The 24364-nt window shown below is 71.4% G+C and carries 24 protein-coding genes, 1 tRNA gene and 1 other RNA gene; 21 read left to right on the top strand and 5 right to left on the bottom strand.

The features are described from left to right. Positions 1 to 31: 31 nt before the first annotated feature. Positions 32 to 1036 carry a LacI family DNA-binding transcriptional regulator gene (locus DW296_RS13035; RefSeq protein WP_136052576.1) on the bottom strand — a complete coding sequence of 335 codons (1005 nt, stop codon included), beginning with the start codon at positions 1034 to 1036 and terminating at the stop codon, positions 32 to 34. Between the two features lie 283 nt (positions 1037 to 1319). Here DW296_RS13035 and DW296_RS13030 point away from each other — a divergent pair, with 283 nt between their 5' ends. The 7 genes from DW296_RS13030 (at position 1320) to DW296_RS13000 (ending at position 9101) form a co-directional block, all read left to right on the top strand. After that, the gene (locus DW296_RS13030; protein ID WP_136052575.1) at positions 1320 to 2648 is read left to right on the top strand and encodes an ABC transporter substrate-binding protein; all 1329 of its coding nucleotides are present in this window, start codon (positions 1320 to 1322) and stop codon (positions 2646 to 2648) included. A 111-nt stretch (positions 2649 to 2759) separates the two neighbouring features. Further along, positions 2760 to 4097: a carbohydrate ABC transporter permease gene (locus tag DW296_RS13025; RefSeq protein ID WP_136052574.1), complete on the top strand. Its 1338-nt coding sequence runs from the start codon at positions 2760 to 2762 to the stop codon at positions 4095 to 4097. Beyond that, positions 4097 to 5065: a carbohydrate ABC transporter permease gene (locus DW296_RS13020; RefSeq protein ID WP_025104231.1), complete on the top strand. Its 969-nt coding sequence runs from the start codon at positions 4097 to 4099 to the stop codon at positions 5063 to 5065. The genes DW296_RS13025 and DW296_RS13020 overlap by 1 nt, the downstream gene beginning before the upstream one ends. A gap of 140 nt (positions 5066 to 5205) precedes the next feature. After that, a complete protein-coding gene (locus tag DW296_RS13015) occupies positions 5206 to 6576 on the top strand; it encodes a cystathionine beta-synthase (protein ID WP_136052573.1) in 1371 nt (456 codons plus the stop codon). 54 nt (positions 6577 to 6630) lie between these two features. After that, the gene (locus DW296_RS13010) at positions 6631 to 7791 is read left to right on the top strand and encodes a cystathionine gamma-synthase (RefSeq protein ID WP_136052572.1); all 1161 of its coding nucleotides are present in this window, start codon (positions 6631 to 6633) and stop codon (positions 7789 to 7791) included. A gap of 47 nt (positions 7792 to 7838) precedes the next feature. Further along, a complete protein-coding gene (locus DW296_RS13005) occupies positions 7839 to 8480 on the top strand; it encodes a phosphatase PAP2 family protein (protein ID WP_234024150.1) in 642 nt (213 codons plus the stop codon). A gap of 18 nt (positions 8481 to 8498) precedes the next feature. After that, positions 8499 to 9101 carry a GNAT family N-acetyltransferase gene (locus tag DW296_RS13000; protein WP_136052571.1) on the top strand — a complete coding sequence of 201 codons (603 nt, stop codon included), beginning with the start codon at positions 8499 to 8501 and terminating at the stop codon, positions 9099 to 9101. A 52-nt stretch (positions 9102 to 9153) separates the two neighbouring features. Here DW296_RS13000 and DW296_RS12995 read toward each other — a convergent pair. Further along, positions 9154 to 9241 (bottom strand) — tRNA-Ser (locus DW296_RS12995). Positions 9242 to 9406: 165 nt separating this feature from the next. Here DW296_RS12995 and mpaB point away from each other — a divergent pair. The 12 genes from mpaB (at position 9407) to trhO (ending at position 19011) form a co-directional block, all read left to right on the top strand. Further along, on the top strand, positions 9407 to 10474 hold the full coding sequence (mpaB, locus tag DW296_RS12990; protein WP_136052570.1) for a daptide biosynthesis RiPP recognition protein: 1068 nt from the start codon (positions 9407 to 9409) through the stop codon (positions 10472 to 10474). After that, positions 10471 to 11730, top strand: coding sequence for a daptide-type RiPP biosynthesis aminotransferase (mpaD, locus tag DW296_RS12985; RefSeq protein WP_136052569.1), 1260 nt, complete (start codon positions 10471 to 10473; stop codon positions 11728 to 11730). The genes mpaB and mpaD overlap by 4 nt, the downstream gene beginning before the upstream one ends. Then, positions 11727 to 12899, top strand: coding sequence for a daptide-type RiPP biosynthesis dehydogenase (mpaC, locus tag DW296_RS12980; RefSeq protein WP_136052568.1), 1173 nt, complete (start codon positions 11727 to 11729; stop codon positions 12897 to 12899). The genes mpaD and mpaC overlap by 4 nt, the downstream gene beginning before the upstream one ends. A 5-nt stretch (positions 12900 to 12904) precedes the next feature. Beyond that, positions 12905 to 13039, top strand: coding sequence for an MpaA1 family daptide-type RiPP (gene mpaA1 / locus DW296_RS16710; protein ID WP_256209430.1), 135 nt, complete (start codon positions 12905 to 12907; stop codon positions 13037 to 13039). 43 nt (positions 13040 to 13082) lie between these two features. Next, positions 13083 to 13208: an MpaA2 family daptide-type RiPP gene (gene mpaA2 / locus DW296_RS16705; protein WP_256209429.1), complete on the top strand. Its 126-nt coding sequence runs from the start codon at positions 13083 to 13085 to the stop codon at positions 13206 to 13208. Positions 13209 to 13218: 10 nt separating this feature from the next. Continuing rightward, on the top strand, positions 13219 to 13338 hold the full coding sequence (gene mpaA3 / locus DW296_RS16730) for an MpaA3 family daptide-type RiPP (RefSeq protein WP_292788270.1): 120 nt from the start codon (positions 13219 to 13221) through the stop codon (positions 13336 to 13338). A gap of 68 nt (positions 13339 to 13406) precedes the next feature. Then, positions 13407 to 14219: a daptide-type RiPP biosynthesis methyltransferase gene (gene mpaM / locus DW296_RS12975; RefSeq protein WP_136052567.1), complete on the top strand. Its 813-nt coding sequence runs from the start codon at positions 13407 to 13409 to the stop codon at positions 14217 to 14219. Further along, positions 14216 to 15901 (top strand): daptide biosynthesis intramembrane metalloprotease, encoded by a 1686-nt coding sequence (mpaP, locus tag DW296_RS12970; RefSeq protein ID WP_136052566.1) that lies wholly within the window; start codon positions 14216 to 14218, stop codon positions 15899 to 15901. Before mpaM ends, mpaP begins: the two co-directional genes overlap by 4 nt. Further along, positions 15898 to 16620, top strand: coding sequence for an ATP-binding cassette domain-containing protein (locus DW296_RS12965; protein WP_136052565.1), 723 nt, complete (start codon positions 15898 to 15900; stop codon positions 16618 to 16620). Before mpaP ends, DW296_RS12965 begins: the two co-directional genes overlap by 4 nt. Continuing rightward, positions 16617 to 17345, top strand: coding sequence for an ABC transporter permease (locus DW296_RS12960; protein WP_136052564.1), 729 nt, complete (start codon positions 16617 to 16619; stop codon positions 17343 to 17345). The genes DW296_RS12965 and DW296_RS12960 overlap by 4 nt, the downstream gene beginning before the upstream one ends. Next, a complete protein-coding gene (locus DW296_RS12955; RefSeq protein ID WP_136052563.1) occupies positions 17342 to 18073 on the top strand; it encodes a hypothetical protein in 732 nt (243 codons plus the stop codon). The genes DW296_RS12960 and DW296_RS12955 overlap by 4 nt, the downstream gene beginning before the upstream one ends. A gap of 29 nt (positions 18074 to 18102) precedes the next feature. Next, a complete protein-coding gene (gene trhO, locus DW296_RS12950; protein WP_136052562.1) occupies positions 18103 to 19011 on the top strand; it encodes an oxygen-dependent tRNA uridine(34) hydroxylase TrhO in 909 nt (302 codons plus the stop codon). 18 nt (positions 19012 to 19029) lie between these two features. Here the strand turns inward: trhO and DW296_RS12945 are convergent, their stop codons facing one another. From DW296_RS12945 to DW296_RS12935, 3 genes are read right to left on the bottom strand one after another with little or no spacing between them, the layout of a single operon-like run. Then, on the bottom strand, positions 19030 to 21297 hold the full coding sequence (locus tag DW296_RS12945) for a transglutaminase family protein (protein WP_136052561.1): 2268 nt from the start codon (positions 21295 to 21297) through the stop codon (positions 19030 to 19032). Then, positions 21284 to 22474, bottom strand: coding sequence for a DUF58 domain-containing protein (locus tag DW296_RS12940; RefSeq protein WP_136052560.1), 1191 nt, complete (start codon positions 22472 to 22474; stop codon positions 21284 to 21286). Before DW296_RS12940 ends, DW296_RS12945 begins: the two co-directional genes overlap by 14 nt. Before the next feature lie 10 nt (positions 22475 to 22484). Further along, positions 22485 to 23474 carry an AAA family ATPase gene (locus DW296_RS12935; RefSeq protein ID WP_136052559.1) on the bottom strand — a complete coding sequence of 330 codons (990 nt, stop codon included), beginning with the start codon at positions 23472 to 23474 and terminating at the stop codon, positions 22485 to 22487. A gap of 116 nt (positions 23475 to 23590) precedes the next feature. Between DW296_RS12935 and ffs the strand changes: the two genes are divergently transcribed. Beyond that, positions 23591 to 23687, top strand: an RNA gene (gene ffs, locus DW296_RS12930) — signal recognition particle sRNA small type. Positions 23688 to 23735: 48 nt separating this feature from the next. Then, positions 23736 to 24344 carry a rhomboid family intramembrane serine protease gene (locus tag DW296_RS12925; RefSeq protein ID WP_136052558.1) on the top strand — a complete coding sequence of 203 codons (609 nt, stop codon included), beginning with the start codon at positions 23736 to 23738 and terminating at the stop codon, positions 24342 to 24344. Positions 24345 to 24364: the final 20 nt, after the last annotated feature.

The raw sequence follows: 24364 nt of genomic DNA, 5'->3' as shown, positions 1-24364 counted from the left end.
TTCCGCCCGGGGCCTTCGTGCGTCTGCGGGGTCAGCGCGGCGCCGCGGTCGAGCTGCGGACGACGAGCGCCGAAGCGGCCTCGAGCCGCTCGACCGGAGCGTCCGGCTCGCTCATCCGCCGCATGAGCAGGCGCACCGCCTCCCGGCCCTGGTCCCGCGGCGACTGCCCGATGGTGGTGAGGGCGAACATCTCCGCATGCTCGTGGTCGTCGATGCCAACGACGCTGAGTTCGGTCGGCACGGCGATCCCCAGGCGGCGAGCGGCGATCACGGCGCCGATGGCCGCCTCGTCGCACACGCCGACGATGGCGGTCGGCCGGTGCCGGCGGTCGCCGAGTAGCCCCGCCGCCGCCGCGTAGCCGCCGGGCATCGTGGGGGCCGCTCCGGCGACCCGCGCCCGCGGGGTCAGTCCCGCCGCGTGCAGTGCCTCCCGGTAGCCGGCCAGGCGTCGGGCGTCGCCGTAACTGAGGTCGGTGTCGTCCGTGGCGCCGCCGACGAACGCGATGTCGGTGTGGCCGAGCTCGATCAGGTGCTCGGTGGCGATCCGGGCGGCGGCGGCGTCGTCGATCGACACGGCGCTCGATCCGGCGCTGTACGGGCCCACGCTCACGAGCGGGCGCCCGGTGCGATGCAGTCGCTCCAGCTCGCGGGCGCTGGGCTGGATGCCGACGGCGATGATGCCGTCGAACCTCCGGCCGGGCAGCACGCTCTCGAACAGCCGCTCCCTGGTCTCCGAGCGCTCGGGGACGCCGTAGAGCGACAGGTCGTGGTCGAGCGCGAGCAGCGATTCCTGCACGCCCGCCAGCAGCTCGGAGAAGAACCACCGGTCCACGGGCGGCATCACCAGTCCGATGGTGCCGGTGCGCCCCGTGGCCAGACTCGTGGCGGAGGAGTGCGCGACGTACGCGAGATCGTGCGCCGCCTCCTCCACCCGCTGCCTGGTCTCCTCCGAGACGTAGCCGCGGCCGCTGAGCGCGCGGCTGGCCGTCGCCTTGGACACACCGGCGCGCATCGCGACGTCGGTGATCGTGCTCATCGTGTCCTCCTCGACCCGGTTCCACGACGGCGAGTGATCGGGCACTCGCCGGGAGCCATCGTAGCCGTTCCAAGACGGGGGAGGAACCGGTTCCAGGCGCATGGAACTGGGAGCGCTCCCATCCGAGCCTCCGCTGCCGCGTCAAAGGGTTGTGATCTTGTAACCTTCCCCAGTTGTACGGCGGGAAGGAACGCGAGTAGGTTGGCCTGGAATCGGTTCCCCAATGGTTGCGGCGATTGCTCTCCTTGGGCGGACTGAAGATCCACCTGAAGAGGAGAAGTACATGGCTTTGTCACAGCGATACCGCCTGCTCGCCCCCATCGCACTCGTCGGCGTCGCGTCTCTCGCGCTCGCCGGCTGCGCCGAGGGCGGAAGCGGCGAGGGCGGCAGCGGGGAGACCAAGGACACCGTCCGGATCTCCGGCGGCATCACCGGCGTCGAGGCCGACGACCTGAACGCGTCCTTCGAGCAGTTCACCAAGGACACCGGCATCAAGGTCGAGTACACCGGCGACAAGGGCTTCGAGGGCAACATCGTCACCAAGGTGACGGGTGGCGACGCCCCCGACATCGCGATCGTCCCGCAGCCCGGTCTGCTCAAGACCCTCGTCGACACCGGCAAGGTCATGCCGGCCCCCGAGGCCGTCGAGTCCGCCGTCGACGAGAACTGGTCCGAGGACTGGAAGAAGTACGGCACGTTCGACGACACCTTCTACGCGGCGCCGATGCTCGCGAACCTCAAGGGCTACGTCTGGTACTCGCCGAAGCAGTTCGCCGAGTGGGGCGTCGAGGTCCCGGAGACGTGGGACGACATGATCGCCCTCACCGACACGATCGTCGAGAAGACCGGCGGTCCGGCCTGGTGCGCCGGGTTCGCCTCCGAGGCCGCCTCCGGCTGGCCGGGGACGGACTGGATCGAGGACCTCGTCCTGCGTCAGTCGGGCCCCGACGTCTACGACGACTGGGTGGCCGGCGACGTGAAGTTCACCGACCCCGAGATCAAGCAGGCGTTCGACGCGGTGGGGGAGATCCTCCTCAACCCGGAGTACGTCAACGCGGGCTACGGCGACGTCAAGAGCATCAACTCCACCGCCTTCGGCGACGTCGCCAACGCGGTGGCCAAGGGCGACTGCGCGCTGACCCACCAGGCCTCGTTCCTGTCGGCGAACTTCCTCGACACGGAGACCGCGGACGGCAACGTCCCCGAGGTCGCGCCGGACGGTGACGTCTACGCGTTCATCATGCCGGGCGAGACCGCCGGTGAGCTCCAGGTCGAGGGTGGCGGCGAGTTCGTCGCGGCATTCTCCGACGACGAGGCCACCCAGAAGGTGCTCGAGTTCATGGCATCGCCGGAGTTCGCCGACGCCCGTGTCGAGCTCGGTGGCGTGATCTCCGCCAACAAGAACGCCGACCCGAGCCTCGCCTCGAGCGAGTTCCTCCAGGAGGCGATGACCATCATGCAGGACGACGCGACGACCTTCCGGTTCGACGCTTCCGACCTGATGCCGTCGACCGTCGGCTCGGGCTCGTTCTGGAAGGGGATGGTCGACTGGATCGACGGCAAGGACACCGACACGGTGCTCTCCGACATCCAGGCCGGCTACGAGAACTGATCGCCTCGACGCGATCTTCTCAGGCTGAGCGGGGCCGGGCTGCACAAGCCCGGCCCCGCTCCACCCATCCATACTGCGCGGGAACCCAGCATGATCCAGAAGGGGACGTTCATGTCGCACGCGACCATCGAGAAACCCGTCGAGGCTGACGCGCCGCCGACGACGCACGGCACCGACGAGAAGGGGAGGAAGACCACACGCACGATCCTCGCGATCGGCTTCGTAGTCGTCGTCGCGCTGGCTCTCCTCCTCGTCTTCACCGCTCCGACCGAGGAGTCCTCGCGGATCACGATCGGGTTCTCGCTCAACAGCTTCTTCCTGTGGCTGGGCGGTCTGAATCCGCTGGTGCAGATCCCCGCCGTGCTGCTCGTTTTCGGCGTGGTCGTGGCGATCATCCTCGTGCTGATCGAGTTCGCGCCCCGCCCGGGTCGCGGCTACTTCATCATGCGGCTGGTCGCGTGCCTCGTCATCCCGGCGCTCGCGCTGCTGCTGCTCCGTCCCTACGCGAACGCTGTCGTGTACGTCGTCGCGATCGCGCTCCTCGTCGGGGCGCTCCTCTTCTTCGCGGACTTCCGCGCGCGGCAGGGAGCGGGCTATCTGTTCCAGCTCGTGCTGTTCATGGCCCCGGCGGCCATCATGCTGCTGCTCGGCCTCATCTACCCGGCGATCTCGACGATCTTCAAGTCCTTCTTCGACAAGACCGGCGACGAGTTCGTCGGGCTCGAGAACTACATCTGGGTCTTCACCAACCCGGTCGGCACATCGTCGGTGATCAACACCATCATCTGGGCGCTGCTCGCTCCGGTGATCTCCGTGGTCATCGGCCTCGCCTACGCCGTGTTCATCGATCGCGCCCGCGGCGAGAAGTTCCTCAAGGTGCTGGTCTTCATGCCGGTGGCGATCTCGTTCGTCGGCGCCGGCATCATCTGGAAGTTCATGTACGACGCCCGGCAGGGCGACCAGATCGGTCTCCTCAACGCGATCGTGACCGCTTTCGGCGGCGACCCCGTGCAGTGGCTGGCGATCAAGCCGATCCTCAACACGCTCATGCTGCTCATCGTGTTCATCTGGACCCAGACCGGCTTCGCCATGGTCATCCTCTCGGCCGCGATCAAGGCCGTGCCGGTGGAGCAGATGGAGGCGGCCGAGCTCGACGGCACGAACGCCTGGCAGCGCTTCCGCAACGTGACCGTTCCCGGCATCCGGTCGTCGCTCATCGTCGTGCTGACGACCATCACGATCGCCTCGCTCAAGGTGTACGACATCGTCGCCGTGATGACCGGCGGACGGGATGAGACCAGCGTCCTCGGCTTCGAGATGGTCAACCAGCAGCAGCGCTTCCAGAGCTACGGGCACTCCTCGGCGCTCGCCGTCGTGCTGTTCCTGTTCGTGTTGCCGCTGATCATCTACAACGCCCGATCGATGGCCAAGCAGAGGGAGATCCGCTGATGAGTGCAACGCAGGCCACCGTCGTGGACAACCGCACCAAGCGCCAGGTGGCGCGGGACACGCGCCGCAACGAGGCGACCGCCCACAAGAAGCTGACCTCGAAGGGGGCGACGATCGCGGCCGCGGTCATCGCGCTCTTCTGGACGATCCCGACCTTCGGGCTGTTCGTGACGTCGTTCCGCCCGGGCGCCGACACGCAGAACAGCGGCTGGTGGACCGTCTTCTCCAACCCGGAGTTCACGTTCGACAACTACGTGCAGGCGTGGAACTCGGGCGGCACCTCGACGACCCTCGCGACGGCGTTCATCAACTCGCTGGCGATCACGATCCCGGCGACCGTGTTCCCGATCGTGATGGCGTCGCTCGCCGCGTACGCGTTCGCGTGGATCGACTTCAAGGGTCGGAACATGCTGTTCATCTTCGTGTTCGCACTGCAGATCGTGCCGCTGCAGATGGCCCTCGTGCCCCTGCTGAGCCTGTTCTCGGACGGGCTGACGATCAACGACGTGCCGATCTTCCCCGGGTTCGGGCTGAACGAGGTGCAGTACAGCTTCGCCCGCGTCTGGATCGCGCACGCGATCTTCGCGCTGCCGCTGGCGACGTTCATGCTCCACAACTTCATCTCCGAGATCCCCGGCGAGATCATCGAGGCGGCCCGCGTGGACGGCGCCGGACACGGACAGGTGTTCTTCCGCATCATCCTGCCGCTCGCGGCTCCGGCGATCGCCTCTTTCGCGATCTTCCAGTTCCTCTGGGTGTGGAACGACCTGCTGGTCGCGACGATCTTCGCCTCGCCCGGCGCCCTGCCGATCACCCAGGCGCTGAACTCGCTCTCCGGAACCTGGGGGAACAAGTGGTTCCTGCAGTCGGCGGGAACGTTCATCTCGATCATCGTCCCGCTGATCGTGTTCTTCGCCCTGCAGCGCTTCTTCGTGCGCGGCCTGCTGGCCGGCGCGACGAAGGGCTGACTCTTCGACAGGCTCAGGCCCTTCGACAGGCTCAGGGACCCAGGCCCTTCGACGGGCTCAGGGACCCAGGTCGCTGAGCCTGTCGAAGCGCGGGTGAAACACAGCCCCGGAGGCGGGAGCCCGCGCCGTACCCTGAACAGATGAAGTACGCAGACTCCATCGTCGACCTCGTCGGCGACACGCCCCTGGTGAAGCTCCAGCACGTCACCGAGGGCATCGCGTGCACGGTGCTCGTGAAGCTCGAGTACCTGAACCCGGGCGGGTCGGCGAAGGATCGGATCGCCGCACGGATCATCGATGCCGCCGAAGCCGCGGGCGATCTGCAGCCCGGCGGCACGATCGTCGAGCCCACGAGCGGCAACACGGGCGTGGGACTCGCCCTCGTGGCGCAGCAGCGCGGCTACCGGTGCGTCTTCGTGCTCCCGGACAAGGTGGGGGAGGACAAGATCGACGTGCTCCGAGCCTACGGCGCGGAGGTCGTCGTGACCCCGACCTCCGTTCCGGCGGACAGCCCGGAGTCGTACTACAGCGTGAGCGACCGGCTGGCACGGGAGATCCCCGGCGCCTTCAAGCCGAACCAGTACGAGAACCCGAACGGGCCGCGCAGCCACTACGAGACGACGGGGCCGGAAATCTGGCGCGACACCGACGGGCGCGTCACGCACTTCGTCGCCGGCGTGGGGACGGGCGGCACGATCACCGGCACGGGACGCTACCTGCGCGAGGCGTCGGACGACGCGGTGCGCATCATCGGCGTCGACCCCGAGGGCAGCGTCTACAGCGGCGGCACCGGTCGGCCCTACCTCGTCGAGGGCGTGGGCGAGGACATCTGGCCCGGTGCCTACGATCCTGCCGTCCCGCATGAGATCGTCGCGGTCGGCGATGCGGAGTCGTTCGCGATGACGCGGCGCCTGGCCCGCGAGGAGGGCATCCTCGTCGGGGGCTCCAGCGGCATGGCCGTCGTCGGGGCGCTGCGGGTGGCGCAGGACCTGCCGGCAGATGCGGTCATGGTGGTGCTCCTCCCGGATGGCGGGCGCGGCTACCTGGGCAAGATCTTCAACGACGGGTGGATGCGCTCGTACGGGTTCAGCGAGGTGGAGGAGGGGGAGACGGTCGCGGACGTGCTCGCGGCCCGGTCCTCCCGTCACGGCCTTCCCGACCTCGTGCACGCGCATCCCACCGACACGGTGCTCGAGGCGATCGGCATGATGACGGAGTACGAGGTCTCGCAGCTCGTCGTCCTCAGCGCGGAGCCGCCGGTGATGATGGGCGAGGTCGTGGGCACCGTCGACGAGAAGGGCCTTCTCGACCTGCTCTTCCGGGGCGACGCCGAACCGAGCGACGCCGTCGGCGCACACGTGGGCGAGCGGCTTCCGCTCATCGGCATCCACGCGCCGGTCGCGCAGGCACGGGCCGCGCTCGCCGCCGCCGACGCCCTCCTCGTCACCGAGGACGGCAAACCGCACACCGTGCTGACGCGGCAGGACCTGCTCGGCTACCTCTCCCGGTGACGCGGGACGTAACAGGCCGGGACCCGTCGGAGGGTCCGGACGTAGGCTGAGAGCATGTCCGACCACGACCACGCCTTCGCCACACGAGCCATCCACGTCGGACAGGCGCCCGACCCGATCACCGGGGCGATCATCCCGCCGATCTACCAGTCGTCGACGCACGTGCAGGACGGCATCGGCGGCTTCCGGGACGGCTACGAGTACAACCGTGCGGGCAACCCGACGCGCTCCTCGCTGGAGACGCAGCTCGCCGCGCTCGAGGGCGGGGTCGGGGCGCTGTCGTTCGCGTCCGGTCTCGCGGCCGAGGACGCGCTGCTGCGCGGCATCCTCAAGCCCGGCGACCACGTGCTCCTCGGAAACGACGTCTACGGCGGCACCTACCGCCTGCTCACGAAGGTGCTCGCGCCCTGGGGGATCGACACGACCACGGTCGAGCTCTCCGACGTCGACGTGATCCGCGCGGCGATCCGACCCGAGACGCGCATCGTGTGGCTGGAGACGCCGAGCAACCCGCTGCTGAAGGTCGTCGACATCGCGCTCATCGTCGAGGTGGCGCACGCGGCCGGTGCCCTCGTCGTGGTGGACAACACGTTCGCCTCGCCGGCTCTGCAGCAGCCGCTCGCGCTCGGCGCCGATCTCGTCGTGCACTCGACGACGAAATACCTGGGCGGGCACTCCGACGTGCTGGGCGGCGCCGTCGTCTTCGGCGACGACCGCTTCGTCGAGGCCGTGAAGTTCCAGCAGTTCGCGGTGGGGGCGGTCTCGGCGCCTCTGGACGCCTGGCTGACGACCCGCGGCATCAAGACCCTCGCGGTGCGGGTGCGCCAGCACTCCGAGAACGCCCAGGCCATCGCCGAGTGGGCCCAGGCACGGCCGGAGTTCGCGCAGGTGTTCTATCCCGGCCTCCCGTCGCACCCGGGTCACGAGATCGCGGCGCGGCAGATGAGCGGCTTCGGCGGAATGCTGTCCCTCGGCCTCGCCGCGGGCGCGGACGCCGCTCGGGCCTTCGCCGAGAGCACGCGCGTGTTCCAGCTCGCCGAGTCGCTCGGCGGCGTGGAGTCGCTCATCGGCTACCCGCCGGAGATGACCCACGCGTCGGTCCGCGGCACGGAGCTCGCGGTGCCGGAGAACGTCGTGCGCCTCTCGGTCGGCATCGAGGACGTGGCCGATCTCATCGCGGACCTCGAGGAGGGTCTCGCCCGCATCGCCCGCTGACCGGCACGGCGACCCGCGATCTCGGGGGCGTCCGTCACAATGGGACGATGAATCGACGGATGCTGCTGTGGTGGGGCGTCGCCTGCCTCCTCCTGGCCACTGCCCTCGGCGCACTCGTCGTCTTCGTGTATCCACAGACGCCGGGGCTCGACCAGTGGTGGAACGACACGATCGCCGCGGTCCGCGCGGACTGGATGCTGAGCTTCGCCCTCGCACTGAACTGGATCGGCGGTGGCTGGGTCGCCATCCTCGCCGTGCCGCTGGCGACCATCGCCGTCCTGCTGCTCCTGCGCCGATGGCGGGGGGCGCTGTTCGCCGCGTTGTGCTTCCTCGTCAGCGCCGGTGCCGTCCAACTCCTGAAGAACGTCTTCGGCCGCGCCCGCCCGCACGACATGCTCGTCGTGAGCGACTACGGCTCGTTCCCGTCCGGTCACACCGCGAATGCCGCGACCATCGCCCTGGTGCTCTGGGTGCTCTTCCCGCGGGTGTGGGTGGCGATCGTGGGTGCCGCGTGGATCGTGCTCATGGCGCTGTCGCGCACCTTCCTGTCGGTGCACTGGGCGACGGACACGCTCGGCGGGGCGTTCGTCGGTGCCGGCGTCGTCCTCGTGCTCGCCGCCTGGCTGGTGCCGTGGGTGCGACGCGACGTCGAGGCGACCGCCCGCGCCGATAGGCTGAGCGGAACCTGACCCGTCCGAGGAGCCCCCGTGTCGCGCATCCGTCCCTACCGTCCGACCGATCGCCCGACGATGTTCGAGATCTGCCTGCGGACGGCCGACGCCGGGGGAGACGCCACCGGGGTGCTGTCCGATGACGAGCTGTGGGGGAACCTCTTCGCGGTGCCGTACGTCGAGCGGCACCCGGACCTCGCCTGGGTCGTGGAGGCGGAGGACGGGCGCACCATCGGCTACATCGTCGCCACCGACGACACCGACGCCTTCTACACCTGGTTCCGCGACGAGTGGTGGCCGAGCCTGCACGCGCGGTATCCGCGATACGCCGACCCGCAGACGCGCGAGGAGAAGCTGATCGAGTACGGCTATACGCGGGAGCCGGGGGTCGAGCCGAACGCCGCCGAGTACCCGGCGCATCTGCACATCGACCTGCTGCCGGAGACCCAGGGGCAGGGACTCGGTCGCGGTCTCATCGAGACCCTCTTCGCCGAGCTGCGCCGGCGCGGTGTCCCGGCGCTGCACCTCGGCATGGATCCCGCGAACTCCGGCGCGGCCGCGTTCTACGAGCGGCTCGGCATGACCGTGCTCCCGTCCGCACCCGGTGGTCTGACGTACGGGGTGCGCTTCGACGGCTGACGCCGCCCGAAACGAGAGAAGACCTCCGCGATGCGGAGGTCTTCTTCGTCTGTGGCGGTGACGGCGGGATTCGAACCCGCGGTTGCTTGCACAACACACGCTTTCCAAGCGTGCTCCTTCGGCCGCTCGGACACGTCACCAGGGAACAACCTGTCCATCCTATCCGATGTCCCGGTGGCCTCGTGACATACCGGCGATCTCGTGCTGTGCACGCGAAACCTGTTATATTGCACGTCATCAGAGGTCTGGATATCTTCATATGAAGACGCAAAGGCGTCAGGCGGATCCGGTTCTCTGGGGGGATCATGGGGACGAGTGCGACGACGGCACGGCACGACGAGGGGTCGACGGGCGAAGACCCGCTCCTCGGACCGCAGGCCCTGCGGGCGTGGGTCACCGGCGGGCATGCGGCACGCGGTCGTGTGTTCCTGCGCGAGGCGGAGACCGGGGCTGAGACCCTCGCTGCTGCGGTCGACCCCGAGGACGTGATCCTCGAGCCCGCAGGATCGGTGCCCCGGCACGGAGCGGCCCGCGTCGTCGGTTACAGCGGGCGGCTCGCCGACCTCGGCGACGAACTCTTCCTGGGGGAGCGCGGCGTCGAGCTCCAGGACTACATCGCGGCCTCCTTCGTCCAGATCGTCGGACCGACGGCCATGCGCTTCTTCGACGAGGCGAGCTGGCGTGCCTTCCTCGACGACGCCGATCTCGCGCGCGGCACCGGACTCTTCGCCGCGGCCATGCTCGACCCGCGGGTGCTGCTGGCGGATCGCTCCGCTCTCGCGCGGCCGCATGAGGTGGAGACTCCGCGCGCCCTCCGCATCGACGGGGACGGCGGCGTGCATCTCGGGCTGCAGGGAGAGGCGATCGGCCACGTGGACGACCTCCCCGCCGCCCTCGGACGGGCCCTGCCGCTGGCGTCGGCGCTGGGCGGCGTGCCCGGCTCGGCCGACCTCGTCGCCGAACTCGACACCCGGCCGTGGCTCCGCCGGTACCTGGACGCCGCCGATCTCCGGAAGATGCTTCGCCTGCCGAACGGCGCCGCTCAGATCGCGGGCTTCGGGTGGGCGCTCCTCGATGACGACCTCGCGGATGCGGAGCCCCCGACCGACGACCCGTTCCTGCTCGACACCGCCGAGGGGTTCCTGCTCGCCGATGTCCGGACGCTCCGCCGGCACCTCCTGTCCCCGCTGACCGCTGCGGTGGTCGACGCGCTCCAGACCTCGAGCACACGCGGGCGGGCGGCGGCGCGCGTGGCCCGCGCCTGCGGAGTGCCCGATGCCCACGCACGGCACCTGTGTCTGGAGGCGCTCGCCGCGCTCGGCGTCCGCCTCGGTGCGCGGATCGAGGACGCCTCGGGGGGAGGAGCGCGATGAGCGTGCCGCACGCGCTGTGGACGTCGATGCTCCCCGCCGACACCGTGTTCCCTCCGGATCGGGTGGCGATCGGTGCCGCCGGCCATCGTCTCTTCTACGCCGACGGCTCCGACCGCCTCTGCGCGACCAGCGGCCTGTGGAACGTGCCCCTCGGCTTCGGCAACCCGGCGGTGACCGAGGCCGTGAGCAGGGCGACGCGCGACGCCTCCTACCTCTCGCTGTTCCGCGCCCCGCACCGGTACGCCGAGGACGCCGCCGATGCCCTCATCGCCCTCGCGGGTTCCGACCGCTACCGGCGGGTGATCTTCTCCACCTCCGGCGGCGCGGCCAACGACGCCGCCATGAAGCTCGCCCGGCAGTACTGGGCGCAGCAGGGCGCGGGCTCACGGTCGCTCGTCGTCGGCCTGCGCGGCAGCTATCACGGCACGATGTACGGCAGCCACGTGCTGAGCGGCGACGACCTGCTGCAGTCCGTCTACGGCGTCGACAGGCGCACGGTGCGGCACGTGTCGCATGCCGACGACGGTGAGGAGCTCGCGGCACTGCTGGGGCGGGAAGGCTCCCGCGTCGCCTCCGTCGTCGTGGAGCCCGTCCTCGGCAGCGGCGCTCACGCTCTGTCCACCGCGTTCGTCCACCGCCTCCTGGAACTGCGGGAACGACACGGGTTCCTGCTGGTGGCAGACGAGGTCGCGACCGGTTTCGGGCGCACCGGCGCGATGTTCGCCACCGACCGCTGGGCGGCCGCCCCGGATGTCCTCCTCGTGTCGAAGGCGCTGACGAACGGCGCGATGGGTGCTGCTGCGCTCCTCGTCGGCGACCGCATTGCGACGGCGTTCGTCCGCGGCGGGTGGACCTTCGTGCACGGGGAGACGCAGGCGGGCACGCCGGCCTGCGCGGCCGCGGTGCTCGCCGTGATCGACGAGCTCCGGCGCATCGATGCGGAGGCGACGACGCAGGCGCTGGCGACGACGGTGCACCGCCTGGCACGGACCTGGCAGGACGACGAGATCGTCACCGACGTCACCGGCAGCGGCTGCTTCGTCGGGGTGGGGCTCCGCCGCCCGGATGGGTCCCCGCTCTCCGGGGCCGATGTCCTGGAGGTGGTGTCCGCCATCGCCGACTGCGGCGTCGTGGTGCACCCCGGTCCCAGCTCCTTCCAGCTCATCCCCGGCTACGGATTCACCGCGGCGGAGGTGGCCGAGACCGACCGGGCCGTGCGAGGCGGCCTGGCACGGGTGCGGGAGGCGGCGGCATGACCGTGTCGTTCACCGCACGCGTCCCCACGCTGTGGCACGGGTCGCGCGCACGAGAGACGGTGGTGGGTCTTACAGCGGGACGCGACACGCTAGTGCTCGCCGACGCGGCCGTCGCGCATCCCCTTCCCGCCCCGCAGCCGGGCCGGACGATGACGGTGGACGCTGCCGCGGTGGATGAGGTCGGGGTCCTCCTGATCGCCGAGGAGCTCGTCCGACGACCGCCCGAGGTCATCGTGGCCGTCGGCGGCGGGAGCGTCCTCGATGCGAGCAAGATCGCGGCCCTCGCGCTCAGCCCCGGACGCCTCCTGGACTTCGCCCTGCGGCACGCGGCGACCTCGGCACTCACGATCCTGCCCGACGCGCCGCCGCCGGTCGACATCATCGCCCTGCCGACGACGCTCGGCACGTCGTCCGAGACGAACAGCGTCGCCATCCTCCGGAACCGCCGCGGAGCCCGACTCCTCGTCGGTCGCCCGCTGCGCCCCCGTCACGCCGTCCTCGATCCCGAACGGCTCGCCACGCTCAGCACCGCTGCCGTGCAGGAGGGAGCGCTGGAGGCCTTCCTCCGGGTGGCCGGCGCCTCGACGAGTCCGCGGACGGAGCGGGCCGCGCGCGACGCGCGGATCCTCGGTCGGGCGCTGCTCGAGGCGGCCACGGGGGACACGATGTCGACGGCGGGACGCCTGCGCCTGGCACGTCTGAGCGCCGCCACCCAGCGCACGGCCGCCCTTCGCGGGCCCGATCCCTACAGCGCCCGGCACTGGTACCTCGCGAACGAGGTCGCCTTCCATCTCGGCGTCCGCAAGATGACGGCCACGGCGGCGGTCATCGCCGCCGTCTGGCAGCGGATCGGTGCGGGCGATGCGCGCTGGGGCGACCGCGCCAGCCTCGACGCCTTCTGGGCCGGCGTCGCGGCGGGGACAGCACTGCCTCGTGACCCGGCCGCCGGCATCGCCGTCGTCGTCGATCAGGGAGGCCTCCCGTCACCGCCGCGCCCGAGCGCACGGGAGATCGATCGGATCGCCGCCGCCGTGGAGACGGCGTGGGGGGATCACCGCCCCATGCTGCGCGGAATCCGCGATGCGGACGTCCGCGCCGTACTCCACGACTCCCGGTGGAGCACGTCCCCGGTCGGCGACCGCCGGCCCCGAACGGCGGAGAGGAGGTGACGGGAATGAACGAAAGCACGGAGACGAGCATCCGATTCCAGGAGCTCGACCCGATGGAGGCCCCCAGCTGGGACAGCTTCTACCAGGGCGTGATCGGTGCGCTGGTCCTCATCGGGATCGGTGCGGCGGCCGCCACGTGATGCCGACCGAAGGCACCGGATCGCAGAAAGGAAGGAGGGACACATGACCGCAGCACTGCCGACGCTCGAGTTCACCGAACTCGACGCCATGGATGCGCCGGGAGATGCCGACGACTACATCCGCGGTTTCGCCGTGGGCGTGATCATCGGAATTCTCGCTCTGACCTAGGAGGTGCACGTTGCAGACCACGTCGCTGGAGTTCCTGGAACTCGAACAGATCGACACCCCGCTCGAGTGGTGGGAGCACGCGAGCTACATCATCGCGATCATCGGCGGAGCCGCCGCCATCGCGACCTGACCGAGGGTGCGGGCGGGACCATCCGCCCGCACCCCCCGACCATCCATCCGAGGAGAGGCGATGCACGGATGACATCCCTGATCACCGAGACCGTGGCCGCGCGGCTCGACCTCGTCGGCGCGACCGCCAGGGAACAGGACCTGTATGCCGGGGCGGGTACCGACTTCTACGACCGGCTCGTCGGCCCGGACCGGGCGGAGATCCGCGAAGTCCTGGCACTCGCGCGCGCGGTCCCCGGCCCCGTCCTCGACCTCGCCGCAGGAAGCGGCCGCCTGACGATCCCGCTCGCACGCTCCGGGCATCGCGTCACGGCGGTCGATCTCTCCGCGGACATGCTCGGGCGCCTCCGCGGCGCCGTTCCGCACGAGGCGACGGTCGAGTGCGTCGTGGCGGACATGCGCGACCTCGTGCTCGCCGGGCACTTCGGTCTCGTCGTCCTCGGGGCGACCTCGATCACGCTGCTCGACCGCGAGGGCCGTTCGCGGCTCTACGCGGGTGTCCGACGTCATCTCACCGCGACCGGTGTCTTCGCCCTCACCGTCGCGGACGGCGCCTCGGCGGACAGTCTCGGCGTGGCGACCGTTCGCGAGATCACCGTCCCGGGCGGTGCAGGGGAGGAGCCCTACCTCTTCGCGCAGCAGATCGAGGACGACGGTGCCGTGCGGGTGGTCAACTGGGTCCGCCTCGCGGACATCGTCCCGCGCGCGGAGGTGCCCGTCCTCACCAGCCGCCTGCACGTGCTGAGCCCCGAGGTCCTCGCGGGTGAGCTCGTCGCCGCGGGGTTCACGGCGCCCGAGAGGTCTCCCGTGCGGACGCCCGCGGGCGTGGAGATCCTGCTCCTCACGACCTCGCGCGTCGGGGATGGAAGGGGTGGGCGATGACGACGGCAGGACCACGACCCGTACGGCGTCGCCGCGGGGAAGGTCGCGCGTCCCTCACGGCGGACTCGTGCCCGTCTCTCGCCGTCGGCGTCGCGTTCGAGCCGACGGCGGAGGGGTCCGGGTGGCTCGCCACCGTCCAGGGCGTGCCGACCGCCCGGCTGTCGCGAGCGGTGGTCGACCTGCTGACGGCGATGGACGGCCGCACCCCCGTCTCGGCGTTGCAGACGCGCTTCGCCCCGGGGGAGACCGACGAGGAGGTGCTGCGACTGGTGGCGCGCTTCCGTGACAACGGACTCCTGGACGGGGGCACATCTCGGCCGCCCGGCCGTGTCGCCTATCGGCCACCGTTCACCGTGCAGTTCGCGACCCTCCGCGCTCCCGCGCTCTTCGCCCGCCTCGACCGTCTTGTCGTCCCCGTCCCGCGTCGCGCGGTCCTCGCGGCCGCCGCCGCGGCGCTCGGTGCCGGGATCGTCGCCGCAGTCCTGCTCGCCGGCGAGCTGGGGGCCGTCCTCGCCCGTCCCGTCCCGCTCGCCGGCTTCGCGCTCGTCGTCGTGGCGCTCGGGCTCGCGACGCTGCTGCACGAGGCCGCGCACGGTCTCACCCTCACACGGCTAGGCGGTCGACCGCGACGTGCGGGGTTCATGCTGCTGTATCTGACGCCCGCCTTCTTCGTCGACGTCACGGACGGCTGGCGGCTCACCGACCGTCGGCACCGGGTGGCGATCGCGCTCGCCGGTCCGGCCGTCCACGCCACCGTGGCGGCGGTGGCGATGGTGGTCGCCCTCGCCCTGCCGCCGTCGGTGGCCAGGGAGACGCTGCTGCTCCTCGCGATCTCCTGCACGGTCGTGGTGCTCGTGAACCTGATCCCCTTCGTGCGCTTCGACGGGTACCTCGCCCTGATGAGCGCCCTCGATGAGCCGAATCTGCGGGGGAGGACGGTGCGCGACGGTGCGGCCTTCCTCGCCCGCCTCCTGTTCGGGGCGCCGCGACAGCCTCGGGCGCTCGAGCGGTGGTGGAGCGTGCCCTTCGGCCTCTGCTGCCTGGGGGCTCCGATCGTCATGGTGCTGTTCGCGGTCGTCCGTGCCGCACAGCTGCTCGCCGGGGGCGGTCCGGCGGCGAGCCTCCTCGTGCTCGCCCTCGAAGCTGTCGTGGTCGCGGTGGGTGTCGCCCTCCTGGCGCGCGCTCTGCTCCGGGTGCGGCGATCCGGTGTCTCGCGGTCCCGTCTCGTCGGGGTGACCGCCGCGCTCGCGCTCGGGATCGGGGCCGCCGGCCTGCTCATCCCGGTCCCGACGGCCGCGATGCTGGGGTTCTCCGTGGACGACGGCCGCGTGGTCCTGGTGCAGGGCGGCCGGGACACCGGCATCGACATCCCGGACGGGGCGCCGGTGGTCCTGTCGACGCGGGGCATCCTCGCGAACGAGTACCGCGGCGCGGGGACGATCCGGACCCGCCCGGCGACGGAGACCGAGGTGCCGATAGAGGCGCTCTTCCCGGTCAGGATGCCCGGGGCCGCCGTCGCGGCGACGGCCGTGGCCGAGGTCGAGGTGACGGGGGAGCGGAGTGCCCTGCCGGCAGCCGGACAGGCGCGCGTCGACCTCGGCGTGACCCCGCTCTGGCAGGCGCTCTGGGCGGCGGTCGCGTCGCCGCTGGCAGCTCTCACGAGCGAGGAGGAGAGAGGATGACCATGAAGCAGCACGCCATCGAGGTGCACAGTCTCACGAAGAGGTTCGGACGCCGAACCGCCGTCGAAGACCTGTCGTTCGCGGTGCCCCGCGGGGCGATCGTCGGGCTTCTCGGCCCGAACGGCGCGGGGAAATCGACGACGCTGCGTGCGATCGTCGGACTCGTGCGGCCGACCAGCGGCGAGGCCGTCATCGACGGGGCGCCGTTCGGGGCGCTGGACAACCCGGGTGCGCACGTCGGCGTCCACATGGACGGGTTCGGCTTCGAGCCCGGCATCTCGGGGCGACGGCACCTGGAGATCTGCCGGCTCGCTGCCGGGATGCCCCGCGAGCGCGTCGACGAGGTGCTGGACGAGGTGGGCCTCGCCGCCGATGCGCGCCGCCGCGTGAAGACCTACTCGACGGGCATGGCGCAGCGGCTGGGCCTGGCCGCGGCCTTGATCGGTGCGCCGCGGACGCTCATCCTCGACGAGCCGGCGAACGGTCTGGATCCCGACGGCATCCGGTGGCTGCGCCGGTTCCTCCGCGGCTTCGCCGAACGCGGCGGCACGGTGCTCGTCTCCAGCCATCAGCTCCCGGAGCTCGAGCAGGTCGTGGACGAGGTGGTCGTCATCAAACGCCGCGCGCTCTTCGCCGGGAGGCTGGACGACCTCGTCACGGGCGGGGGCGACTCGCTGGAGAGCCGGTACTTCGATCTCGTCGAAGGAGCCCCCGCATGAGCAGCATGATCCGGGGCGAGCTGCTGCGCGCGGTGAGCGGGCTGTCGATCCTGGCCGTGTACCTCGTCGCGGTCCTCATGCCGGCCTTCGTGCTGTTCTCCGACGGCTCCCGTCTCGCGGTCGACGGCCTCGACGCGGGCACGGCGACGACCCGGCTGCTGGAGCCGCTCGCGTGGTCGGTCATCTCCGCGGCGTTCGTCGGCGCGTACCCGGTGACGCGGGAGTACTACTACGGCTCCATGGACCGGACACTCACGGCGGTCGGGTTTCGCCGCGCCTTCCCGGGGAAGCTGGTCGCCGGCGTCCTCGTCGCCCTCGCGCTGGCCGTGGTCGTCGTCCTGCTGTGGATGCTCGGCATTTCGGTCCTCCTGGCTCGGCACGGGCTCGCTCTCGTGCTCACCGCGGACGCGGGACGCATCGTCGCCGGGGCCCTGGTCGGCGTGGTCCTCGGTGCCGTCATCGGGGGCGCGATCGGCTGGATCACCCGGAACTACTACGCGACGGCGATCATCGTCCTCGTCTTCCCGATGGCACTCGAGTTCGCGATGCTGCGGACGGCGCCCGAGATCGCACGGTTCTCGCCGGGAATGGCCATCGCGGCGCTGAGCGTGCCGGAGTACCAGGGGCGGCTCCTCGCCTTCGCGCCCGCCCTCGCCGTCGGGGTCACGTGGGCGGTCGGCCTCGTCGCGTTCGCGGCCGTCCGGGGACGCCGGAGCCTCGCATGATCGGTCGGGCGCTGCGCGCGCAGGCGCGCGGGGCCGTCGGGGACATCGTCCTCCTCGGCATGGCGCTGGCGGCGCTCGTGCTGTCCCTCTCCCTGGCCGCCGGCATCCCGGCGGACCTCGCGGACGCTCCGCCGGCAGTCCGGGAGGACCTCGTCGCCCCCTTCGACGCGGTGCTCGCGACCTATGCCGGCATCCTCGCGGCCGTCTACGGCTCCTTCCGCTACACGATCGACCGACGGGACGGCGTCGTGGCGCAGCGGCTGATGCTGGAGTCCCGATGGGCGATGCTCGTCGTCCGGGTGCCCGCCGCGGCGCTGGGCGGCGCGGTCGTCGCGGGCGCCGCCGTGGTCGGCGGTCGCACGGCGCTGATCGTCACCATGGGCGGCGTCCCCGTGCACGCGTCCGCGGTCGCCTCGGCCGTCGCCCTCGGTGCGGCCGCGGCTCTGTGGGGTCTGGGGGTCGGCATCGTCGTGCAGGCGCATCTCGCGGCGCTGTTCGTCGCCGCCCTCACGATGGGGTTCGGGATGCTCGTCGCGCTGTTCTGGAGCGCGGGCGCCGCGTACCTGCCTCTCCCGGCCCTGCTCGACGCCTTCCGGTTCGACGTGTCCGTCATCGGCATCCCGGCGGATCGAGGCCTCGGGGCCGCGGCGGGGCCGATCGCGGCCGGCTGGGTCGTGCTCGCGGTGGGCGCGGGGGCGGCCGTGTTCCTGCGGCGGGACGTGTCGTAGGGCTCCCGGAGGCGACGTAGGATTCCTGGGTGGCCACCCCCAAGATCGTTCTGTTCTACGCGTTCACCCCGCTTGCCGATCCGGAGGCCATCCGCGTCTGGCAGCGTGACCTCGGCGAGGCGCTGGGGCTGCGCGGACGGCTGCTGATCTCGGCGCACGGCGTCAACGGCACCCTGGGCGGGGACCTCCCGGCTCTGAAGAAGTGGGCGCGTTCGTTCCGCTCCTACGCCCCCTTCCGGGACACCGACATCAAATGGAGCGAGGGCACCGGACTCGACGAGGCGGGTCGCAGCCTCGACTTCCCGAAGCTGAGCGTGAAGGTGCGCGACGAGATCGTGTCGTTCGGCGCCCCGGACGAGCTCCGCGTCGACGCGGACGGCGTCGTCGGCGGAGGCGCGCGGCTCACCCCCGACCAGCTGCACGCCCTGGTCGCCGAGCGCGGGGAAGAGGTCGTGTTCTTCGACGGCCGGAACGCGCTGGAGGCCGAGATCGGACGCTTCCGCGGCGCCGTCGTGCCGGACACCGAGACCACCAGGGACTTCGTGCGTCTGCTCGACTCCGGCGTGTACGACGACCTGAAGGGCAAGCCCGTCGTCACCTACTGCACCGGGGGCATCCGCTGCGAGGTGCTGTCGAGCCTCATGGTGTCCCGCGGCTTCGGCGAGGTCTACCAGCTCGAGGGCGGCATCGTCCGCTACGGCGAGACCTACGGCGACGACGGCCTCTGGGACGGATCGCTCTACGTCTTCGACGGGCGAGGGTCCGTCGACTTCTCGGATCACGCGCGCGTCATCGGCGTGTGTGCAGGGTGTGGTGCGGCGACCAAACGCACCGCCAACTGCCCTGACCCGTCGTGCCGCGTGCAGTCCGTCGTCTGCGCCGACTGCGAGGCCGTCGCGTGCCCCGCGCATGCGGCCACCGTGCCGACGCGGGCCTGAGCGTCCGGCGGCCGAGCGTCAGACCAGGAGCCGCGTGTCTGATCCGCGCGGGGCGTAGAGCGACCGCGGCAGCAGCACGGCGCGTGCCCGCGTCGACCCGTCCACATGCGCGCGCAGGCTGACGAGCACGGACTGCAAGGGCCCGCCGAGGTCATCCTCCACGTCGGACGCGCGGGCGTAGTTGGCGCGCTCCACTGCCGCGATGAGCCGCCCCAGTGCAGCCTCGTCGGCTCCCGCGTCCCTGACGAGCCCGGCGGCCCGCATCCGAGGACTGTCCGCATCCGAGACGGCGATCCGGAGGTCGATCAGGGTGTCGCGCAGTTCCGCCCAGGCCGCGGCGGCGTCGCCGCGAGCGGCACGCCGCATCCGGATGCGCCGCTCCACGACCCGGACGAGCGCAGGAAGGAGGAGGAGGACCACGACGCCGAGCGCGGCGAGGAGCACCGGCGTCGGGTCGAGCCGTCGCAGCTCTCCGGAGTCCGTCGAGCCAGCATCGGCATCCCTCCTCTCGACCTCGGGGCCCGAGGTCTCCTCGGTCTGAGGCGCCGTCGTCGGCGCCGGGGTGGCCGGACTCCCGCCGGTGCCGCCCCCTGTCGTTCCCGCACGGAAGGCCGTGGGGACGCCGAGCGAGGCGGTCGGCTCGAACGGCACCCAGCCGATCCCGGGGAACAGCACCTCGGGCCAGGAGTGCAGCTGGTCGCTCGACACCGAGAAGATCGACTCGTCTCCGCGCTTCTCATCGGTAGGAGACCCGGGAAGGTACCCCACCACGATGCGCACCTGCATGCCCAGGCTCTCCGCCATGAGGGCGAAGGAGCCCGCGAAGTGCACGCAGTACCCGGACCGCTCTTCGAGGAAGCGGGCCACCGCGTCGGCGCCGGTGCCATCGAACCCCTCGTCGACGGGCGTCTCCAGCGAGTACTCGAACTGCGACCGGAACCAGTCCTGCAGGGCGATGAGGCGGTCGTAGTCGGTCTCCTCGTCCGCGGTGACCTCTGTCGCCAGTTCAGAGATGATTCCGGGCAGCTCGACGTCCTCGCCCTCCGCGTCCTCGAGGGGCGGGGCAGCCTCCGCCGCGCGGATCTGCTCCAGGGTTGGTGTCACCCGGAGCGAGGTCACGGTGTAGTCGTTGCCGACCGCATCGGCACGGCGGGAGAACAGGGTGCGGTTCTCCGGCGAGACGCGCCATGCAGCGCTGAGTCCCTCCACATCGGTGGCGGGGTACGGCAGCGGCAGCCAGGAACTCGACATGCGCAGCACTCGGATCGAGGTCGTCTGCTCGGCGGTGGTGATGTCGTCTCCCCACTCCGGTTCGCCGAAGCCGTCGACCTGAGACTGCAGGTCGCCGCGATCGGGCTGCCACACGCGGCCGTCGAACCGGGAGAGCGTCGTGAGGCGGAGGTACGGGGCGGCGTCCGCCTTCGCGGCCACGGTCAGCACTTCGACGGGGCTCGGCTGCCGCAGATCGTCGCCCAACCGCAGCGAGGCATCGACCGTCACACCGACCCCGGTGCCCGTGATGGTCGAGCCGACCGGGAGCAGCGGCGTCACGACGAAGGTGGTCGCGAGGGCGGCGGCGCCCACGGCGACCGCGACCCCGGGCGACGATCGGCGCGGGGACTCCGGGTGGCGGCGGGCGGTGAAGCGGAACACGAGGAGGGCCACGACAGCCGCCGCGGCGAACCACCCCAGATTCGGGGCGCCCAGGGTGATGATCATGGGCACCGCGCCGGTGACGCCCATCAGCACGGTCGTGAGCACGGCGGATCGGTTCACGATGAGGAGATCGAGCAGGATCGCGACGACCGCGAATCCCGCGCCGAGGGCTGCCGCGAGCCCCGGCGAGGCCTCCAGCGGGGCGGAGCCGAAGACGATCTCCTCCGCTGCCGCCGCAGCCAGGGCCTGGAATCGGCCCAGGGTCGCTGACGTCGGCACGACCCCCGCGACGGCGGTGTCCCCCGCGAGGAGCAGCGTGAGCACGCCGACCGCCACGATGATCTGCGCCAGGAGGGCGAGCAGCCCGGCGACGCCCTCCGAGCGCCTGCGCAGGAGGTGACGCACGAGCGCGCCGACCCCCACGACCGCGATGATGACGACGGTCGCGACGAAGGACCAGGTCCCCGGAGCGATGACGGCGGTGAACGGCCACAGCGCCGTGAGTGCGGCGAGCCCGGCGAGAGCCGCAGGCGCGAGCACACCGGGCGGCGGCTCCTCCCGGTCGCGGTGCCAGCGTGCGCTCGTGTCGGCGGGGACGGGAGCGGGCTGCGGGCGCTCAGCGCGGAACATCGGCGGCTCCCGTCCGTGCCGACAGCGCGTCGTCCCAGGCGTCCGCCACATCGGCGCCGAGCCGGGTCACCGTCCAGCCGTGGTGGCGGGCGGCGGCCTCCGTTCCCGGAAGCGGATCCGTGCTGAACAGCAGCGGCGCCGCAGCCCCGGCCGGGCGCAGCAACGCGGCGTCCTCCTCGTCCAGCCGTCCGGTCACGTAGACGAGCGGTCCCGGCGGAGTCCCGCCCAGGAGAGCGACGAGATCGCGTCTCTCGCCGCGCGGCGTCACCATCGCCAGGGCGACGAGGAGTCCGTCCCGGTCGTCCTCGTGTCCGCGGAGCGCGCCGAGGAGCGTGCCGGCGCTGTCCAGGACGTCGACGCTGTACCCCTCCGCTGCGAGGTGGACGGCGGCGGATGCGCACAGGGAGACGGCGGCCTCGAACGCCGGGTCGACGACATCGGTCCCCGGTGCCCAGCCGCCGGCGGCGCGGTCGAGCACGACGACCGCGTCCGGGCTCGATTCCTCTTCCTCCTGCCGGACCATGAGCTCGCCGCGGTGTGCCGTGGCCCTCCAGTGGATGCGACGCATCGAGTCACCGGGCGCGTACCCACGGGGCGAGAGGTTGTCGCTGCCCTGGCCCAGGCGGGTGGAGGAGGTGTGCGCCGTCCCGCCCGCGGCGCCGATCCGCGCGGCGAGCGGGGTGAGCGCGAAGACCTCCGGGACGACCGTGACGGTGCGCGTGTCGCCGAACGCCTGCTCGCGCTGGGCGAGACCGAACGGATCGACCGTCCGCAGCACGAGGGGTCCGAGGGGCCAGACGCCGCGGCGCACGCCGGTGACGAGGTAGCTGAGCTGGGGTGTGTCCGCGGGGTATTCGCCGCTCGGGTCTCCGGTGACCGCGGGGGGAAGGACGTCGTGCCACAGCCCGTGCGGGACCCGGAGGGCGCGCAATGTGAAGCGGACCGTGACCCGCGAGGTCTCGGACACCGTGAGCAGGTCGGTCGAGATCTGTCGGCTGACGGTCCCGGAACGCCGGGGGAGGCGCACGGCGAGGGCGGCGAACAGCGTGAGCGCGGCCAGCAGGATCCCGAGGTACAGGAGGATCCGGGCGCCGAGGACGTTGGCCGCGATCACGCACACGAGGGCGGCGAGAAGCGCACCGGTGCCGCGCGGCGTGAGCAGTCGACGTCGGCGCATGATCGCGGGCTCAGGAACGGGTCGCGACGGGGACGCGGACGCGCTCGGCGATCTGGGTGAGTGCGGCCTCGACCGGCTGCGCGCCCGCACGGTGGGCCCCGCGGGCGGGGAGCAGCCGATGGGCGAACACCGGGATCAGCAGATCGGTGATGTCGTCCGGGATGACGTAGTCGCGGCCGTCCAGTGCGGCCCAGACCTTCGCGGCGCGGACGAGCTGCAGAGTGGCCCGCGGGCTGGCGCCGAGGTGCAGGCTGGGATCGTTCCGCGTCGCCTGGGCGAGCGCGACCGCGTACTCCTCCAACGCGGGTGCCACATGCACGGACCGCGCCCAGGCGATGAGCTGCGAGATCGCGGTGGCGTCCGCGACCGGGGTCACGGTCGCCAGCGGGTTCACGACGTCACGCTGCCGGAGCATGAGGGCCTCGGCCGCAGGGTCGGGGTAGCCCATCGAGATGCGCATCATGAACCGGTCGCGTTGCGCCTCGGGGAGCGCGTAGGTGCCCTCCATCTCCAGCGGGTTCTGCGTGGCGACGACGAGGAACGGATCGGGGAGCCGGTGGGTGGAGCCGTCGACCGTGACCTGGCCCTCCTCCATGGCCTCTAGGAGTGCGGACTGGGTCTTGGGGGACGAGCGGTTGATCTCGTCGGCGATGACGATGTGGGCGAAGACGGCGCCGCGCTTGAACTCGAACTCGCGATCGACGGGGTTGTAGACCGAGACCCCCGTGACGTCACCGGGCAGGAGGTCAGGGGTGAACTGGATGCGGCGGACAGTGGCGTCGACGGTCGCGGCGAGGGCGCGGGCCAGCATCGTCTTCCCGACGCCGGGCACGTCCTCGATGAGCAGATGGCCTTCGGCGAGCAGGCAGACGAGGGCGCTGCGCACGGCCTCGGGCTTCCCGTCGATCACCTGGCTGATCGAACCGAGGATGGCCGCGGTCTGGGCGGCGAATCCGTCGGCGTCGATCGCGACCGGGCTCAGGGGGGCGTTCTCTGGCATGCGTTCCCTCTCGTCCGGCGCAACGATGCGCGTGCATCGATCGTACGCTCCGCACGCCCTGCGGGACCATGCCGGGCTGCGGTCGTCGGGTCCCGTCGGCGTCGGGTAGAGTGGACGACGGCTCTCCGCGTGGCGGCATCCAGGCCAATTCCCCCAGGGCGGAAACGCAGCAAGGGTAACCGGGCTCTGCTGGGTGCGCGGAGGGTCTTTTCTTTTGCCTGCGTCCAGCCGGCGCCAGGGTGCTCCTGCGAGAATCGAGCGGTGACCGTTCCTCCGTCGGCCAGGCCCGAGCATCCGCTGCGGCGGTTCGCGTCGCCCGTGCTGCTGCTCGCGGCGATGTGGGCGGTGCAGTTCGCGGACGCCGTGCTGCCGGGCTCCTTCAGCGGGCTCGGCATCCGTTCGTGGGACCCCGCCGGGCTGCTGGGGATCGTCTTCGCCCCGCTGCTGCACGCGAGCTGGGCGCATCTGATCGCGAACTCCGTGCCGTTCCTCGTGCTCGGCTGTCTGGTCGCGGTCGAGGGCACGCGCCGGTTCTGGGCGGTCACCGTGATCGTCGCGGTCGTCGGCGGGCTGGGCACCTGGGTCGTGAACGCCCCCGGCACGCTGACGGTCGGCGCCTCCGGACTCGTGTTCGGGTACTTCGGCTACGTGGTGATGCGGGTGTTCGCTCCCGGCCGCGTGTCGCACCGCATCCTCTACGCGGTGATCGCCGTCGTCGTGATCGGCCTGTACGGCGGCACCATGTTGGCCGGGGTGTTCGGCGTCGCGGACGGCGTGTCCTGGCAGGGCCATCTCTTCGGCGCGATCGGGGGCGGTGCGGCCGCGCTCGCCGGACGACGTCCCGACCGGCGCCGCGCCGTCGGACGATGACGGGCCCGCGCACGAGGGGG

The organism is Microbacterium sp. K36, from assembly GCF_004794355.1.
GTDB lineage: Bacteria > Actinomycetota > Actinomycetes > Actinomycetales > Microbacteriaceae > Microbacterium > Microbacterium paraoxydans_D.
This window is presented reverse-complemented; position numbering and strand designations above follow the sequence as displayed.

What these genes read in the sequence shown, in the direction of transcription:
- DW296_RS12945 (WP_136052561.1), bottom strand. Translation starts at nt 21,297, where the DNA reads ATGTTCCGCGCTGAGCGCCCGCAGCCCGCTCCCGTCCCCGCCGACACG.
- mpaP (WP_136052566.1), top strand. Translation starts at nt 14,216, where the DNA reads ATGACGACGGCAGGACCACGACCCGTACGGCGTCGCCGCGGGGAAGGT.
- mpaD (WP_136052569.1), top strand. Translation starts at nt 10,471, where the DNA reads ATGAGCGTGCCGCACGCGCTGTGGACGTCGATGCTCCCCGCCGACACC.
- DW296_RS13030 (WP_136052575.1), top strand. Translation starts at nt 1,320, where the DNA reads ATGGCTTTGTCACAGCGATACCGCCTGCTCGCCCCCATCGCACTCGTC.
- DW296_RS13035 (WP_136052576.1), bottom strand. Translation starts at nt 1,036, where the DNA reads ATGAGCACGATCACCGACGTCGCGATGCGCGCCGGTGTGTCCAAGGCG.
- mpaB (WP_136052570.1), top strand. Translation starts at nt 9,407, where the DNA reads ATGGGGACGAGTGCGACGACGGCACGGCACGACGAGGGGTCGACGGGC.
- DW296_RS12965 (WP_136052565.1), top strand. Translation starts at nt 15,898, where the DNA reads ATGACCATGAAGCAGCACGCCATCGAGGTGCACAGTCTCACGAAGAGG.
- DW296_RS12960 (WP_136052564.1), top strand. Translation starts at nt 16,617, where the DNA reads ATGAGCAGCATGATCCGGGGCGAGCTGCTGCGCGCGGTGAGCGGGCTG.
- mpaC (WP_136052568.1), top strand. Translation starts at nt 11,727, where the DNA reads ATGACCGTGTCGTTCACCGCACGCGTCCCCACGCTGTGGCACGGGTCG.
- DW296_RS13015 (WP_136052573.1), top strand. Translation starts at nt 5,206, where the DNA reads ATGAAGTACGCAGACTCCATCGTCGACCTCGTCGGCGACACGCCCCTG.
- DW296_RS12935 (WP_136052559.1), bottom strand. Translation starts at nt 23,474, where the DNA reads ATGCCAGAGAACGCCCCCCTGAGCCCGGTCGCGATCGACGCCGACGGA.
- DW296_RS13025 (WP_136052574.1), top strand. Translation starts at nt 2,760, where the DNA reads ATGTCGCACGCGACCATCGAGAAACCCGTCGAGGCTGACGCGCCGCCG.
- mpaA2 (WP_256209429.1), top strand. Translation starts at nt 13,083, where the DNA reads ATGACCGCAGCACTGCCGACGCTCGAGTTCACCGAACTCGACGCCATG.
- DW296_RS13005 (WP_234024150.1), top strand. Translation starts at nt 7,839, where the DNA reads ATGAATCGACGGATGCTGCTGTGGTGGGGCGTCGCCTGCCTCCTCCTG.
- DW296_RS12940 (WP_136052560.1), bottom strand. Translation starts at nt 22,474, where the DNA reads ATGCGCCGACGTCGACTGCTCACGCCGCGCGGCACCGGTGCGCTTCTC.
- mpaM (WP_136052567.1), top strand. Translation starts at nt 13,407, where the DNA reads ATGACATCCCTGATCACCGAGACCGTGGCCGCGCGGCTCGACCTCGTC.
- DW296_RS12955 (WP_136052563.1), top strand. Translation starts at nt 17,342, where the DNA reads ATGATCGGTCGGGCGCTGCGCGCGCAGGCGCGCGGGGCCGTCGGGGAC.
- mpaA1 (WP_256209430.1), top strand. Translation starts at nt 12,905, where the DNA reads ATGAACGAAAGCACGGAGACGAGCATCCGATTCCAGGAGCTCGACCCG.
- DW296_RS13010 (WP_136052572.1), top strand. Translation starts at nt 6,631, where the DNA reads ATGTCCGACCACGACCACGCCTTCGCCACACGAGCCATCCACGTCGGA.
- DW296_RS13020 (WP_025104231.1), top strand. Translation starts at nt 4,097, where the DNA reads ATGAGTGCAACGCAGGCCACCGTCGTGGACAACCGCACCAAGCGCCAG.